The organism is Alteromonas sp. AWJ4_197 (assembly GCF_056160285.1).
In genome coordinates this window covers 209059-224882 of the sequence record NZ_JBSWWW010000005.1, presented here as the reverse complement: position 1 = coordinate 224882, position 15824 = coordinate 209059, and the positions used below count along the sequence as shown (strand labels likewise).

At 48.7% G+C, this 15824-nt stretch carries 12 protein-coding genes; 6 read left to right on the top strand and 6 right to left on the bottom strand.

From position 1 onward, the window contains the following. Positions 1-48 precede the first annotated feature (48 nt). Positions 49-498: a regulatory protein RecX gene (locus ACXAGC_RS12670; protein ID WP_119500603.1), complete on the bottom strand. Its 450-nt coding sequence runs from the start codon at positions 496-498 to the stop codon at positions 49-51. Between the two features lie 128 nt (positions 499-626). Between ACXAGC_RS12670 and ACXAGC_RS12665 the strand changes: the two genes are divergently transcribed. The 4 genes from ACXAGC_RS12665 to ACXAGC_RS12650 all read left to right on the top strand — a co-directional run bounded on the left by ACXAGC_RS12665 (position 627) and on the right by ACXAGC_RS12650 (position 8448). Beyond that, positions 627-1850, top strand: coding sequence for a GNAT family N-acetyltransferase (locus tag ACXAGC_RS12665; protein WP_474844688.1), 1224 nt, complete (start codon positions 627-629; stop codon positions 1848-1850). Continuing rightward, positions 1840-3918: a M13 family metallopeptidase gene (locus tag ACXAGC_RS12660; RefSeq protein WP_474844687.1), complete on the top strand. Its 2079-nt coding sequence runs from the start codon at positions 1840-1842 to the stop codon at positions 3916-3918. Before ACXAGC_RS12665 ends, ACXAGC_RS12660 begins: the two co-directional genes overlap by 11 nt. 223 nt (positions 3919-4141) lie before the next feature. After that, positions 4142-5506: a glycoside hydrolase family 28 protein gene (locus tag ACXAGC_RS12655; protein ID WP_474844686.1), complete on the top strand. Its 1365-nt coding sequence runs from the start codon at positions 4142-4144 to the stop codon at positions 5504-5506. A 233-nt stretch (positions 5507-5739) separates the two neighbouring features. After that, positions 5740-8448, top strand: a complete 2709-nt coding sequence (locus ACXAGC_RS12650; RefSeq protein WP_474844685.1) for a TonB-dependent receptor — start codon at positions 5740-5742, stop codon at positions 8446-8448. A gap of 108 nt (positions 8449-8556) precedes the next feature. Here ACXAGC_RS12650 and ACXAGC_RS12645 read toward each other — a convergent pair whose 3' ends face one another. The 4 genes from ACXAGC_RS12645 to ACXAGC_RS12630 all read right to left on the bottom strand — a co-directional run bounded on the left by ACXAGC_RS12645 (position 8557) and on the right by ACXAGC_RS12630 (position 13302). After that, a complete protein-coding gene (locus ACXAGC_RS12645) occupies positions 8557-10200 on the bottom strand; it encodes a SulP family inorganic anion transporter (RefSeq protein WP_474844684.1) in 1644 nt (547 codons plus the stop codon). Between the two features lie 3 nt (positions 10201-10203). Continuing rightward, positions 10204-10863, bottom strand: coding sequence for a carbonic anhydrase (locus ACXAGC_RS12640; protein ID WP_474844683.1), 660 nt, complete (start codon positions 10861-10863; stop codon positions 10204-10206). A gap of 240 nt (positions 10864-11103) precedes the next feature. After that, entirely contained in the window at positions 11104-12645 is a 1542-nt protein-coding gene (locus ACXAGC_RS12635; protein ID WP_474844682.1) for a SulP family inorganic anion transporter, read from the bottom strand. A gap of 9 nt (positions 12646-12654) precedes the next feature. After that, the gene (locus tag ACXAGC_RS12630; protein ID WP_303574352.1) at positions 12655-13302 is read right to left on the bottom strand and encodes a carbonic anhydrase; all 648 of its coding nucleotides are present in this window, start codon (positions 13300-13302) and stop codon (positions 12655-12657) included. Between the two features lie 149 nt (positions 13303-13451). Between ACXAGC_RS12630 and ACXAGC_RS12625 the strand changes: the two genes are divergently transcribed. Next, on the top strand, positions 13452-14405 hold the full coding sequence (locus tag ACXAGC_RS12625; RefSeq protein WP_119500596.1) for a hydrogen peroxide-inducible genes activator: 954 nt from the start codon (positions 13452-13454) through the stop codon (positions 14403-14405). Between the two features lie 110 nt (positions 14406-14515). Next, positions 14516-15406, top strand: a complete 891-nt coding sequence (locus ACXAGC_RS12620) for a LysR family transcriptional regulator (RefSeq protein WP_474844681.1) — start codon at positions 14516-14518, stop codon at positions 15404-15406. A 43-nt stretch (positions 15407-15449) separates the two neighbouring features. Here ACXAGC_RS12620 and ACXAGC_RS12615 read toward each other — a convergent pair whose 3' ends face one another. After that, positions 15450-15815: a hypothetical protein gene (locus tag ACXAGC_RS12615; RefSeq protein ID WP_474844680.1), complete on the bottom strand. Its 366-nt coding sequence runs from the start codon at positions 15813-15815 to the stop codon at positions 15450-15452. Positions 15816-15824: the final 9 nt, after the last annotated feature.

Here is a 15824-nt window from a genome sequence, read left to right as displayed (position 1 = left end):
CAAACATATCATGGAACACGCGCCGTTGTTAAGGCATTCGCGGTTAATTTAGTCACCATTTACGGCGTATTGGATGTGTTCCTGAGTAAAGCCCCGGTAATTGAGAAACTGCATTTGCTTTTGTCTGGCTTTGAAGTCCCGCTCCTGCCCTTCGCCAAATTTCTTCTCTTTTACCTTCAGGGCTAATTCAAACCAGTCAATATCGGCTTCGCTCATCGCAGATGCGATGGTAGCGTCATCGAGTTTATGCTGCGCCAGCTCACGCTTTATTCTGGCCGGCCCCTGACCTTTCGATGCGCAGGCGCGGACGCGCATTTCGGCGTATCTGGCATTACTTTGAATATCAGCGTCGGTGAATTCCTGCAAAATAGCCGACGACAAACCGGCGTCGAAACCTTTCTGTGTCAGTTTTGTCAGTACCTCCACATGGCTGTGCTCTCGTCGTGCCAGCATGCGCGTAATCGCGTCGATAATGATTTTGCGGTCAGGGTCTGTCATGTTGAAGAATGTTTAATTTAGCTCTAATGTAAACGTACCGGCATTCATGGAAGAGTTCGTCGCAGTACAATGCAGTGACTAACCACGATACAGCAGTGAATTAAAACGTGTTTACTGCGAAAGTAAAAATGAAATATACCACATCCTTTATCTCATCGATTAAAGACATTGATTCATCACAGTGGCAGGCACTTGCACGGGATGCAGGTCCTTTTCTGCAATATCCGTTTCTTGCTGCCATGGAAGCATGTCACTGCGTGGGTCCTGAAACAGGCTGGCAACCTCATCATTTGAGAGTCTGCGACGGTGATAAACTCGTTGCGGTGATGCCGGGGTATCTGAAAGAAGACAGTTACGGGGAATATGTTTTTGACCACGGCTGGGCACATGCTTACGATCAGCACGGGCTGAGTTATTATCCTAAGTGGATAAGTGCAGTGCCTTTTACACCGGTCACCGGCATTAGACTTCTGATATCCCCTGAGTATGAAGAAAGGGACATTCTCCAAGTAGCGGTGCCTGCTCTGAAGGCATTATCAGAACAAGGATGCTCTTCTTCCCATATTCTTTTTTCTCCATACCACAACAGCAAAAGCTGGTATGAACAAGGCTTTGCCCGCCGTTATTCCGTGCAGTTCCAGTGGTACAACTATGGCTATCAGACGTTCAGTGACTTTACCGCCGCACTGACATCGAGAAAGCGTAAAGCCCTGCGTAAGTCACGGGAGAAACTTGAACAGACCGGTGTTTCGCTGACAAGAATTACCGGTGATGCCCTCACCTCTGAACACATTGAATTTTTCATCCGCTGCTATCAGCAAACTTATTTAAAACGCTCCGGCCACACGGGATATCTGACTCCGGCTTTTTTTCGCCAGATCTTCAGCTCTATGGCATCGAATGTTTTGTTGGTCGTCGCCGCACAAGAACAGGAACCTGTAGCCAGTGCACTGTTTTTCTATGACGATAACGGGCTTTACGGGCGCTACTGGGGTGCGATGAAAGAGGTCGACGGCCTGCATTTCGAAACTTGTTACAATCAGGGCATTGCTTTTGCAGTCGAGCGTGGCATACCTTTATTCAACCCCGGCACACAGGGCGAACACAAGATTTTACGGGGCTTTGAGCCCACCTGGTGTGTATCTCTTCACAAATTGTATGATGCAGATTTCCACCATGCTGTAGAACAATTTTTACAGCAGGAAACGCCACAGATTGCCTGTTACTTTCAACAGGCAGCCACTGTGTTACCTTTCAATGAAGCGATGCAAACAACACTAAAAACAACAAGTACAGCAGTGGTCACTCCGGACGCTGCAACAACAAAAAAGAGAAACGACAATGAAGTATAAATTACTCGCTGCCACCATTGCAGCGGCCTTAAGTTTAACCGGTTGTAGCAAGCCGGAACAAAACACCACAGCCTCATCATCAGAGTCACAGTCTGCCGTACAGAAAGGCAGTGCGGAACTAGGCAGCTTCGGCATCGACCTGACAGCCATGGACAAAGCCGTAAAACCCGGCGACGACTTTTTTTCCTACGCCAGTGGCACCTGGTATAAAAATTATGAACTTCCGGCAGATAAAACCCGCTTTGGTGCATTTAATGCCCTGCGGGATCGCAGCGAAGAACAGGTTAAAGCCATCATCGACGACCTGATGACCAGGCAAGATCTGAATGCTGAAGAACAGATGGTAAAAGATTTCTACACCGCTTATATGGATGTGGAAGGCATAAATGCGAAAGGTATTGAGCCTGTTTCGGATGTATTGTCGAAAATTCAGGCCATCGATAACCGTCAGGCACTGACAGAGGTGTTCGGGAATGCCTGGTTGTACGGCACAGCAACGCCTCTGCTGGGCAGCATGTGGTACAACCGTCTTGATCCCAACGAGTATCAGGTCAGTGTCAGTGTTGGCGGCCTGGGTCTGCCTGACCGGGACTATTACTTAAGTGATCAGGAACGCTTTGTTGATATTCGTGAAGCATACCTGTCTCATATCGAAAAAATGCTATCGTTTGCCGGTGTTCAGGACGCTGCACAGCAGGCACAACAAATTATGGACCTGGAAACCCGTATTGCTCATGCTCAATGGCCGCGGGAAAAACGCCGGGACCGTGATCTGACATTAAACCAGATTGAAAGAGCGTCTCTTTCCGATGCGTATCCGGGTTTTAACTGGGATACCTTTTTCGCACAAAGTGGCTTAAAAGTACCTGAACTGAACATCACTACCCCGCAACCCGTTAAAGATGTCATTACCATCATCAACGAAACGGATCTTGCTGTGTGGAAGGCGTATCTGACATTCCATACTCTGAGTGAAAATGCCTCTCTGCTGCCGGAAGAGATTTATCAGACATCTTTTGAGTTCTATAACAAAAAGCTGAATGGTCAGGAAGAACCGGAAGCCCGCTGGAAACGCGCTGTTGCACAAATGTCCGGTACGCAGTCTCTGGGTTTCGCGCTGGGCAAGATTTATGTCGACCGTTACTTCCCCCAGTCTTCGAAAGAGCAAATGTCTGAGCTGGTTGAAAACCTTCGCGCAGCGCTGGGCAAGCGCATTGACAACCTGGACTGGATGGGTGAAGAAACGAAAAAAGAAGCGAAAGAAAAACTGGCAGCTTTCCATCCTAAAATCGGCTATCCGGACGAATGGGTAGATTTAAGTGGTCTGGAGATATCTTCAGATAAGCTGGTGCAAAACATTCGTAACCTCCGCAAATTCTTTAACGCTAAAGATGTGGAAGCAGAACTTAAGCCGACTGACCGCGAACGCTGGGGCATGACACCGCAAACGGTCAACGCATATTACAATCCGTCATTTAATGAGATTGTATTCCCTGCTGCCATTCTTCAACCTCCTTTCTTCGATCCGAATGCAGACCCTGCTGTGAACTATGGTGCTATCGGCGCTGTTATCGGACACGAAATGGGACACGGTTTCGACGATCAGGGTGCCAAGTCAGACGCCAAAGGTATTCAGCGCAACTGGTGGACTGAAGAAGATCTGGCTTCTTTTACTGCCAAAGTTGACCAGTTGGGTGCTCAGTATGATCAGTATGAACCAATCCCCGGCAACCATGTAAATGGTCGTCTGACCATGGGTGAGAACATTGGTGATGTGGGTGGTTTGTCAATGGCCTATGAAGCCTACAAGCTGAGCCTGAATGGCAAAGAAGCCCCTGTCATCGACGGCTTCACCGGCGATCAACGCTTCTTCCTCGCCTGGGCACAGGTATGGCGTGAGAAACGCACTGAGCAAAGCCTGATTAACCAGCTCCGCTCTGATCCGCACTCTCCGGCCCGATACCGTACACAGGCGCCACGTAATCTGGATATCTGGTATAAAGCTTTCGACGTCCAGCCCGGCGATGCCTTGTATCTTGCACCGGAAGACCGCGTTCAGATCTGGTAACACGCTGACAAACATGCTCCTCCGCACGGGGGAGCAAAATAATCTCCTAATGCCCTCCAACAAACTATTTTCCTTACTACTTCCTCACACCTGAGAAACCAATATTTATTAAATACTTTGACACCAAATGCCACCGGTAGCATTATTAACTCATTGTAAATATTGTAAATCAATTAATTTCCCGCAGTTGTAACACGACTCTTTCGGGAATACCGGAGCTTTCATGATATTCCGCCTTACCCTGATCCTGTGTTTTCTGATCCCGCTATCAACCCGTGCTTCTACTGAGCAAGACTGGCGAATTGCGACCGGAATTTTGCAGCAAATACGCTTGCCGGACATTCCGGATAAACAGTTTGTTGTCGAAGACTCACCTTCAATCAGAAAGGCTGCCAGACAAACCATTCAGCAAACTATCAACAAAGCTGCGGCTGCCGGTGGTGGTATTGTTCATATTCCGGAAGGTATCTGGCATGTTAACGGGCCTTTACACCTGAAAAGTAAAATCAATCTGCATCTCGGGAAAGACGCCACACTTCTCTTTTCAGCTACGCCCTCTGAATTTCTCCCGGTTGTGAAAACACGCTGGGAAGGAACGGAAGTATTTACTTACTCACCAATGATTTACGCTGCCAATGTGGAAGATGTGGCTATCACGGGTGAAGGCACAATAGACGGCAATGCAAACTCTGCTTTTATCAACTGGTACGAAAAGCAAAATACTGACATGCATGCGCTGAGAAGAATGGGTTTTGACAGTGTGCCTGTGCAACAAAGGCAATTCGGTGAAGGGCATTTTCTTCGCCCCCCGCTTATCCAGTTTTTCCATGCCAAACGTGTTCTGCTGGAAGGCTACACGGCCAAAAACTCCCCCTTCTGGGTTAATCATCTGGTATACACCTCTCACGCAACGGTTCGCAGGGTGAAAGTAGACAGCCACCTGTACAATAACGACGGACTGGACATTGAATCCAGCCAGTTTGTACTGGCAGAAAACAACCATTTCCGCACCGGTGATGACGGTATTGTAATTAAGTCCGGCCGCGATGCGGATGGCCGTAACATAGGTATTCCCAGTACTGATATTGTTGTAAGAAATAATGATCTTGGTGGCGAAGACGGCATTGGTCTGGGGTCGGAAATGTCCGGTGGCATCAAACGGGTATTCTTTGAGAATAATACCCTCCACGAAGGAGATTCGGCTTACCGTTTCAAAAGCAACTTAGATCGTGGCGGACGTGTTGAAATGATACGGATCCGCGGAAGTAAAGTCGCCTCGTTTAAACATCTTTTCTGGTTCCAGCTCAATTACCCGAGCAATCTGCACGGTAATTTTCCGGCAACTTACACTGACATCATCATTGAAGATATGACCGTAGAGAATGTGGGTACTGTGCTTGAAATCCATGCTCCGGATGCAGCCCCTGTTCACGACGTGACCTTCCGGAATATCCGTATCAAAAAGGCTGACATCCCGCTGATCCTGGAAAATGCAAAAAATATTCACTTTGAGAATGTGCAGATTGGCAACCAGTTCTGGAACGGTAAATTCTCTGCGTTGAAGGATGCGGAAGCGGTGAAAGATTAGTTAACTATTTTGTAATCGCGATCACATTTTTATTGACAATATAATTAACAATTCTGTAACGTTACGCTTAATTTGCCACCGGTGGCAAATTTAACACTGCCCATTTCACACATACATTTTCATTTATAAATATGTGTGAACATGGCTGTCATACCCTACGACACCCATTGTTGATTTCGTGCGGCTGTTAAGCACCCTACAACAATGCAGGACGAACTGAGCAGAGGAACACCATGAATAAAAACCGTTTCCGTAAAAACCCTGTATTCAGCGCGATGATTGTTGCGCTGAGCTGTTCTACTCCTTCCCTGGCATTTGCACAGGAAGTACAAACTGAAGATACCACAGCAGAAGATTATGAAATCATTGAAGTCAGCGGCTTTCGTGGCGCGCTGAACCGTGCATTGTTTGAAAAACGCAGTGCTGTGACTTCAAAAGAAACCATACTCAGTGAAGACATTGGTAAATTTCCGGACCTGAACATTGCAGAGTCATTGCAACGGGTACCGGGTGTGGCAATTTCCCGCGAAGGGGGTGAAGGTCGCCAGATTACGCTGCGTGGCTTAGGTCCCGACTTCACCCGTACCACGTTAAATGGAATGGAAGTCCCGTCCAGTACCGACGGAACCGATTCCGGTGGTGGTGTAAACGGTGGACGTGCTTTTGACTTCAACGTCTTTGCTTCGGAGTTATTTAACCGGGTAGACATTCAGAAAACCTCGTCAGCATCTACGGAAGAAGGCGGTATTGCAGGTACTGTCGACCTGTATTCCGCGAAACCTTTCTCTAATCCGGGCTTTCACGTAGCTGCGTCAGGTCAGGCCGGATATAACGATGTTACGGAAGAAGTCGATCCGCGTATGGTCTTTATGATCAGCAACACCTTTGCTGACGACACCATCGGCGCGCTGTTTTCCGTTGCCAAATCACAGCGTACCGTCCGCCAGGAAGGGTTCGGCACCGTCCGTTGGACCACGCCGGTAAGGGACGGTGGTGGTATTTATACCAACACCAGTAACACAATCGTCAACGGCACAATCAATTCCGGTCCCTGTGAAGCTGACGGCGAAGCTGTCGACCCGGCAAACTGTTTGTGGACACCCCGCCTGCCCCGCTATGATTTCTTCGGTAACAATCAGGACCGTCTGGGCATAACCGGTTCATTGCAATTTGCAGTCGGAGACGCAGGTACAATCACTTTCGATACCCTGCATTCCACGCTGGAGAACCAGCGTACCATGTACAACAACTTTGAAATGTTCCGCAGCACATTCAGCGATATCACACCGGTGTCACTGACAGTGGATGAAAGCGGTAAGCAGGTTGTTGCCGGTACCTTTGACAATATGACATCCCGGGTAGAGAGTCGTCAGCAGTTATCAGAAACCGACTTCAGCCAGTATGTGCTGAGTGGTGAATTCTATTTATCTGATGAACTGAAAATGAATGCTATGGCCGGTACCGCTAAATCAGACGCCCGTTCTGAACAGTACCGCTATAACATGACGAACCTGACACCCCATACGTTCAGTTTTGATTTCAGTGGCAATGCCAATGTTCCGGTGATGGATTACGGTTACGATATCACCGACGCCAGCCTGTACGATTTATCTGATGGCCGGTTACGGGCCACTGACGTTGAACGCAAGAACGACACCGCGAAAGTCGACTTTATCTATACCAATGACAGTGTAGAAATCAAAATGGGTATGGCCTGGAACGACCGTACCGTCGGCTACAGTGAAGAGCAAATTAACGGCTTCCCTGATCAGGACTCGGCGGTAGGATTTGCAGAACTCATCCCTTACGACGACTTTGGTAACGGATTTGACGGAGAACTGAATCGCTTTATTGTGGCTGACTTTGGTGCCATCGAGTCTCAGCTGCTGGATAAAACCTGGACTCCCCGCACAGAGCAAAGCTGGGAAGTTGGCGAAGAAACGCTGGGTGGTTACCTTGAGTTTAATTCTGAGTACGATATCGCTGACATGAGCTTACGCACTAACTTCGGTATGCGTTATGTGAAAACCACGTCCACGGCCTCGGGCTACATTCAGTTGGATGAAGTCACGGTTGAGAACGACTATGACAATTTCCTGCCATCGATGAACCTGTCTTTGTCGGTGACTGAAGATGTCATTGCCCGTCTGGGTTTATCACGCACTATGACCCGTCCGAGCCTCAGTTCACTGAACCCGGGTAATCCTTCATTTTCTTACGTAAACGGTACTGTCAGTTCCGGTAACCCGTATCTGGACCCGTTCACGTCTAACAACGTCGATTTGGGACTTGAATGGTACTTTGCGGAAGAGTCTTTGCTGGCAGCTAACTACTTCTATAAAGATATAGAAACGTTTATCACCTCAGCAACAGAAGAGCGCCTGGTTGATGCGGTATATCTGCCATTTATTGATTCGGATCCGCAGTACGATCCTGCACTGGCCCTTGACCCGCGAACTGTGCCGTATACACATACCTCACCAGTGAACGGTGAAGGCACTACAGTAAATGGTTTTGAGATTATTTATCAGCAGCCTTTCCGTTTTCTGCCGGCTCCGTTTGACGGTTTAGGCACGGTGATGAACTATACCCGTGTGTCAGCAGGTGAAATTACCGGTCTGTCAAAAAATACCTATAATGCGACCCTCTATTATGAGCGGGAAGATTACGGTATCCGCCTGTCGCTGAACAAACGTGATGACTACATTACGGATTACAGCGGCAGTAACGGTAACGCGGAAGAAGCCACTACCGGCCCGACATACGTTGATTTGTCTGCTTATTACAATTACAACGAGAACCTCACGTTTACCATCGAAGGCATTAACCTCACTGATGAATATGAGCGTTTGTTTACCACAGGTGACGGTTCACAAAACCTTATCCGTGAATACAACCATACAGGCACTCAGATTTTCCTGGGCGCCAGATACACCATGTAATTGCAGCCATGCCGGATAGATATCCGGCTCGTTCTGACTACGATTCAAACTAAAAAAGGCTTCCCCGGGGAAGCCTTTTTCAGTATTACTGAAAATTAATTAATTCAGTTACACGCTGGCAAGATGCTGGGTAGCTGAACCGCTACCCTCAGCCTTTCCCGGCTGATTCACCATTTCAACAGCTTTCGCCAGTGCCTCTTTACGTGTTGCACATACTGTCACACCACTTTGATGCGCATTGATGTTATTCAGTACCGTGTTAACTGCTTCAACAGCACCGCACATCAGTACCTGACGGCCAGCGGCCTTAGCATCAGAAGTAATGGTCTCAACGGCCATGGCAGCGGAAACATCCATGGCAGGTACACGACTGAAATCGAGGATAAGAGCACTTGAACCACCGCTGACTTTTTCGCGGACATGGTGCCCTAAGTCTGCTGCTGCACCAAAGCTCAGAGGACCGCCGAAACTGAAGATCTGCACCTTGCCTTTCGTCTGCTTGAGCAGCGCATCTTCTTCCGGATCCTGAAGTGTGTCAGGGATTTTCTTCACTTCATCTAACTGCAGTTGTGCAACCTGCTTAACATAGGCCAGGGCAGCCAGAACAACACCCACACCTACTGCCGTAATCAAATCGACAAATACAGTCAGTCCCAGTACCAGCAGCATCAGCGCGAAGTCCCAGCGAGGCCCGGTGTGGGCACGCTTCAGATAACTCCAGTCGATAATATCAAGACCTACCTTCACCAGAATGCCAGCCAGAACAGCATGAGGGATCTTAGCCGCAAGAGGACTCAGACCCAGCACAATAGCCAGTAACACAAGCGCGTGGACCATACCTGATAAACGATCTTTACCACCGCTACGGATATTCACCACAGTACGCATGGTTGCACCGGCACCGGCAATACCGCCAATCAAACCGGCAACCGTGTTACCCACACCCTGCCCGATCAGTTCTTTATTACTGTCGTGACGGGTACGGGTCATGTTATCAGCAACCAGGGAAGTCAGTAATGAATCGATAGCACCCAGAATCGCCAGAATGAAAGCAGCTTCAAACACCAGCAACGCCTTAGACTGGTCGAATACCGGCATGTGCAACTCAGGCAATCCTGTAGGAATGTCACCTAATACCGGGGTTTCCAGAGACAAACTCACCAGTGTGCCGATGATAAGGGCAGCCAGCGCGCCGGGTACAATTTTGCCAAGTTTGGCAGGCCACTTATAGGCAATAATAAGCGTGCCCAATCCCAGACCCAGGGTCACAAAATCGATATCAGCAAGAGCCGTAGGCAGATAGATTAATGCGCCCATTGTACCGCCCGGAGGCTCATGGCCCATTAACCGGCCCAGTTGCAGGATGATGATGATCGCACCGATGCCTGACATAAAACCGGAAATGACCGGGTAAGGCACAAGCCGGATATACTGACCAACCCCGGTGAAGCCCATTATGATTTGCAACAAACCGGCAAGCATAACAGCGGTAAATATGAGGCCTAAGTCTCCCGACAGAGATGCAAACAGACCAGCCAGAACCACAACCATCGGACCTGTCGGACCGGAAATTTGCGAAGGTGTACCACCCAGCAAAGCTGCAAAGAAGCCAACGGCAATCGCGCCGTATAAACCCGCCATCGGGCCTACGCCCGACGCAACACCTAACGCCAGCGCGAGAGGTAGAGCAACAATACCGGCCGTTAACCCGCCGGTAAGATCACCACGTACATTATTAAATAAGCCTTTCATGGGTTATTCCCCCTTGCTGTCTTTTTTACCGAAAGGCTTACCGCCGTAAACCTCTTGTAACAGTCTGAATTCTTCAGCTTTTTCGTCGTAGCAAAGTACATTGCCTGACTCTATGTCGTACACCCAGCCATGCAACTGCACCTGCTTTGTAGCAATTTTAGCTGCAACGGCAGGATGGGTTCTGATGTGCTGTATTTGCTGTAACACGTTTTCTTTAGTGACTTCATCAAGGTGATCAGCTGTCAGCTTTCCGTGTTTTTCTTTCACCACTTCTGTGGCACAACGACAGTGACTCAACCAGTCTTTTACATGCGGCAGGGCGTCTAACTTTTCAGGTGCCAGTGCGCCTTTCATTGCACCGCAGTCTGAGTGTCCGCAAATGATGATATGGCTTACGCCCAGAGCCGCTACGGCAAACTCAATTGACGCTGTCATACCACCGGTATGATTTGAATGCGGCGGTACAATGTTGCCCGCGTTACGGCAAATGAAGAGGTCACCCGGGCCGGTTTGAGTCACGAGGTTGGGGTCGATTCTCGAATCAGCGCAGGTGATGAACAGGACTTCAGGATTTTGGCCGTTTGCCAGTTTCTGAAAAACTTCTTTGTTTTTCGGAAAGACTTCTTTTTGAAACTTGGCAACGCCGGAAATGACATGATCCATGATAATTACCTCATATTAACATATTGTTATCATTATTTTCTAAAGAAAGTTTTAACTGATAGCTTCATAGAAAAACACCGTATCTCGCGATAGATAAAAACTATCAACATGAGATAAGTATCAAAAATGCAGTCAGATGAACGATATCGCAGTTAGCGGAGGTAAAGCAAAGGGGCCAAATTGCCGCCCCTTTTTAAAGGCCGGTACGAAAGTACCGGCAGGTTGGGAAAGGTAAGTTACCTATTGCTGAAACTGAATCGTTTCAACTTTGATATTTTTACTGTCAGCCTGATTAAGGTAGTCTTTCACCAGCTCTTTCACATCAAAGGCTACAGATTTACTCTTGGAGAAATCCAGTACAACTTTTGAATTGCCGGGAATAGAGTTAAGCTTTTTCAGAATGCTTGGTTTGTTGAAGAAAGACACTTCTTCGGCCATAACAATGTGGTGCGTTTTGCTGCCACCTTCGTCTTCGTTCACTGTTTCAGTGAACTGGTACGAGTTGCGGTAGCTGTGTTTAAGCGTAAAGAAAACACTCACACCCAGACCAACAACAACACCGGTCAGCAAGTCTGTGAACAACATTACGCCAATAGTAATGATAAACGGCAGGAACTGCTCCCAACCCGTTTTGTACATTACTTTGAACATAGCAGGCTTAGCCAGCTTATAACCTACAGTAATCAGAATAGCTGCCAGAGAAGCCAGCGGGATCTGATTCAGCATAGACGCAGCGGCAAATACAGCAATCAACAGAAACACACCGTGTAGAATGGCTGAAACTTTCGTTTTACCACCAAACGCAATGTTCGCAGAACTGCGTACAATTACCTGAGTGATTGGCAGACCACCAACCAGACCAGACACGATGTTACCGATACCCTGCGCTTTCAGTTCGCGGTTTGTGGGTGTGGTATTTTTCTTCGGGTCCAGTTTGTCAGTCGCTTCAACACAAAGCAGTGTCTCGATGCTGGCAACCGCCGCCATAACCAGCGCAATGGTGAAAACATCAATGTTCAGCATCTCTGAAAAGGCCGGAAACGCCATTTCTGCCTTGAACGCCTCGAAGCTGTCGATAACCGGTAAACTTACCAGTTGATCAGCCTGCAAAGGCATACCAGCCTGAGCCAGCATGACTGAAGCTACGATACCCAGTAACACAACGACAATCGGTCCCTGAATCAGCTGGAAGACTTTATGTGCCTTTGTAAGGTACTTATCCCAAATCACCAGCAGCGCAAGAGACACTGCCGAAATGGCAATAGCAGCCGGAGACATCATAGAAACCGCGTGCTCAATAGCAGAGAACGTATTCTCACCGTTAACCTGATTAAAAGCTTCTTCGCCCAGAAAATCAGAGTGCCAGCCGAACAGGTATGGCAATTGTTTAAGCACGATAAGCAAACCGATACCGGCAAGCATACCTGTGATAACTGACGTCGGGAAAAAGTACGCGACAAATCCGGCACGCATGAAGCCCAGAATTAACTGGAACACACCCGCCAGAACCACAGCACAAAGGAATAACTCCCAGCTTCCCAGGGTACCGATGGCATCAAAAACGATAACAGCAAGACCCGCCGCCGGACCACTCACACCAAGGCGAGAACCACTGGCCAGACCTACGATAATACCACCGATGATTCCGGCGATTACGCCGGAAAATAACGGTGCGCCGGATGCCAGGGCGATACCCAGGCACAACGGCAGAGCTACAAAGAAAACGACAATACTGGCAGGTAAGTCGCTTTTAATTTCTTTGAACGATAAATCAAGTTTCATAGGCTATCCTTATGCGCCTGCTACCAGAGTGCGCTCAGCATAGGCCTGTTCCATTTCCTTAAACGTTTCCGTTTTCGGGTCATAACAATGGATCATGCCGGTTTCAATGTCGTAAACCCAACCGTGAAGCTGAACGGCTTTCGTAGCCAGCTTCGCAGCAACAGCAGGGTGAGTACGTAAGTGTTGTAACTGCTGTAACACGTTTTCTTTGGTTACTTCGCCAAGCTGATCGGCAGTCAGTTCGCCGTGCTTTTCTTTCACAACTTCAGTGGCACAACGGCAGTGACCCAGCCATTCTTTAACATGTGGCAGGCTGTCCAGTTTCTCAGGCGCCAGTGCACCTTTCATTGCGCCACAGTCTGTGTGACCGCATACAACAATGTGCGTTACGCCCAGGGCAGCAACAGCAAATTCGATAGAAGCAGTCATGCCACCGGTTTGATTGCTGTGTGGAGGTACAATGTTGCCGGCATTACGGCAGATAAACAGTTCACCCGGGTCTGTTTGGGTAACCAGGTTAGGATCGATACGGGAATCGGCACAAGTGATGAACAACACTTCCGGATTCTGACCGTTAGCTAATTTTTGGAAAGTTTCCTTTTTCTCAGGATAAACATCACGCTGGAATTTAGCTACGCCAGAGATTACGTGGTCCATTTAATACTCCTAAATTAAATTGAATAAAATACTGCTACATTCAGATACTATTAAGATTGACTGATAGCTTTATAGAATTATAGAGTAAATGGAGATAGACATGAGCTATCAGAGACAGCGGATTTTAATCGAGTTAGCAGGACTACACCATGTTATTCAACGGCAAAACCCCATCGTTGAACCAGATCAGGTACTTCGTCACCGTCGCAAAACACCTCAATTTTCGCAGGGCGGCAAATATTTTAGGGATCAGTCAGCCCACTTTAACCAGCCAGATCAGTGCGCTGGAAAACACATTGGGTCTGATTTTATTCGAACGTTCCCGATCAGGCACGCTGTTATCAGCACAGGGGAAGTCGTTACTTGAATACGCAGAAGCTGTGCTTCAGTCGACGATGCAGTTCGGTGAGATGGCACGATCACTTGCCCAGGGCGAATCCACAACCTACCGGTTGGGGATCCCGCCGACGCTGGGCCCTTACCTGCTGCCCCATATTTTGCCGGACATTCATCGTCTGCGTCCCGGGCTGAAATTCTATGTCCGCGAAGCAGCACCCAAACAGTTGCTGCAAGGCCTGCTGACCGGCGAATTTGACATCACTTTGTCTCCCATGTCGAACCGTGACTCGCAAATTCAGGTTCAGCCTTTGTTTATAGAACCGCTGAAATTTGTATTGCCTGCGGACCACCCGATGTCCGGCAGGCAATTTATTGAACCGGAAGAAATTAGGGGCCAGAAAATTATGGCACTGGAAGACCGGCATCACTTTCACTATCAGGTACAGGAAATTTGTACTCAACTGGGCGCGAATGTGGACCGCGACTATGAGGGGACGAGCCTTGATACCTTGCGGCAGATGGTGGTTATGGGCATGGGAATGGCTTTTATGCCCGGACTCTATGTTCATTCTGAGTTGCATAACCCGGAAGCCCTTCATGTGTGTGAACTCGCTGATATGCCGGTAGTACGTCAGCACATGCTGGCATGGCGGAACACCTCCCCTGCCCGCGCTACGTTCAGAGAACTGGCGAGTCTGATGCGAAGTGTGATCAGCGACCGGCTGGCCACAGCGGTGTCTGTCACTGATATTTCCCCGTCCTGAGCAAGGTAAACCATTAGCCGGATATTGCGGCAGCTTCACCGCTGCCTTTCACAATCTATGAATTTAAGTGATACATTTAGCAAAACCAGTGAAATTTGCTCATTCCCGCTATGTTAGATCGTCAACACCTCAAAATTATTGCTGCCATTCATGACTACGGCACGCTCACAGAAGCCGCCGGACATCTGCATCTGACCCAGTCTGCACTGAGTCATAGTATGAAAAAGCTGGAACAGCACAGCGGTGCGCCGCTATGGGAAAAAGATGGCAGACGACTGCGACTGACAGATGCGGGCAATGCAGTACTTAATCTTGCCCACCGGCTGTTACCCCAGTTTGAGCACACAGAAGAGCAGCTGCGTCAGATCGCCTCGGGAAAACAAGGCGTGCTGCGCATCGGAATGGAATGCCATCCCTGCTATCAATGGCTCCTGAAGGTCGTCAAACCGTTTCTGGCGGATTATCCGGGGGTAGATGTAGACGTACGTCAAAAGTTTACGTTCGGCGGCCTGCAGGCGCTGCACGGCTATGATATTGATCTGCTTTTAACACCTGACCCTCTTCACCTGCCCTCTCTGCAATACGAGCCGGTATTCGGCTATGAGCAGGTGCTGGTAATGAGCCGCGACCACAGACTGGCAGCCAGTGAATGGGTACCGCCACAAGCGCTGGCAGAAGAAACCTTACTGACCTATCCGGTAGAGCCTTCCAGACTGGACATCTTTTCACACTTTCTGACGCCTGCGGGCTGTACAGTGAAAAAGCACAAAACCATTGAAACCACTGAAATCATGTTGCAAATGATCAGTGCCGGCCGGGGCATCGGTGCACTGCCTAAATGGCTGATTGAAGAGCAGGACGGCAGCTTAAACCTTACAACTGTCAGGCCGGGAAAAAACGGTATCGCCAAGTCACTGCACATGGGGTTCAGAAAGAGTGATGCTGATGCACCGTTTATCAGAGCCTTTATCGGACTCGCCAGAGCGTTAGGTACGCCCTGAGCAGGGGCAGCATGCCAATTAAAAAGAAACTGACAGATACGCTTTAAACGGCTGGCAGTTGCGGCGTTTCACCCGGGCGGCACAGCAATACCTGACAATGATGTTGGGTCAACGCCGTTCCCATATCTGAAAGCCAACTGTGATAATCATCTTCGCAGGCACAAAACACGGCTTTTATATCGTGTTTTTTCACCAGAGAAAGCAGCTCACTGGCGTAACGCAGTTCAACACCCAGTATAAAGGTGCGGTGATGCCAGGGCTCTTCATTCATAAAATAAGCCAGATGAAACGCAGGATTTTGCTGAATTCTGGTCGCCAGCTGGTATGACGGATAGTCAGTTCCTGCCACCACCACCGCCGCTACGGGTTGCGCTCTGAAACGGCTGAAAATACGTCGGATGTTAATCATTCATCGATA

Bases quoted from the DNA above. Each gene is read 5' to 3' on its own strand.
- ACXAGC_RS12665 (WP_474844688.1), top strand. From the start codon at position 627: ATGAAATATACCACATCCTTTATCTCATCGATTAAAGACATTGATTCA.
- ACXAGC_RS12660 (WP_474844687.1), top strand. From the start codon at position 1,840: ATGAAGTATAAATTACTCGCTGCCACCATTGCAGCGGCCTTAAGTTTA.
- ACXAGC_RS12630 (WP_303574352.1), bottom strand. From the start codon at position 13,302: ATGGACCACGTAATCTCTGGCGTAGCTAAATTCCAGCGTGATGTTTAT.
- ACXAGC_RS12645 (WP_474844684.1), bottom strand. From the start codon at position 10,200: ATGAAAGGCTTATTTAATAATGTACGTGGTGATCTTACCGGCGGGTTA.
- ACXAGC_RS12620 (WP_474844681.1), top strand. From the start codon at position 14,516: ATGTTAGATCGTCAACACCTCAAAATTATTGCTGCCATTCATGACTAC.
- ACXAGC_RS12640 (WP_474844683.1), bottom strand. From the start codon at position 10,863: ATGGATCATGTCATTTCCGGCGTTGCCAAGTTTCAAAAAGAAGTCTTT.
- ACXAGC_RS12670 (WP_119500603.1), bottom strand. From the start codon at position 498: ATGACAGACCCTGACCGCAAAATCATTATCGACGCGATTACGCGCATG.
- ACXAGC_RS12635 (WP_474844682.1), bottom strand. From the start codon at position 12,645: ATGAAACTTGATTTATCGTTCAAAGAAATTAAAAGCGACTTACCTGCC.
- ACXAGC_RS12650 (WP_474844685.1), top strand. From the start codon at position 5,740: ATGAATAAAAACCGTTTCCGTAAAAACCCTGTATTCAGCGCGATGATT.
- ACXAGC_RS12655 (WP_474844686.1), top strand. From the start codon at position 4,142: ATGATATTCCGCCTTACCCTGATCCTGTGTTTTCTGATCCCGCTATCA.
- ACXAGC_RS12625 (WP_119500596.1), top strand. From the start codon at position 13,452: ATGTTATTCAACGGCAAAACCCCATCGTTGAACCAGATCAGGTACTTC.
- ACXAGC_RS12615 (WP_474844680.1), bottom strand. From the start codon at position 15,815: ATGATTAACATCCGACGTATTTTCAGCCGTTTCAGAGCGCAACCCGTA.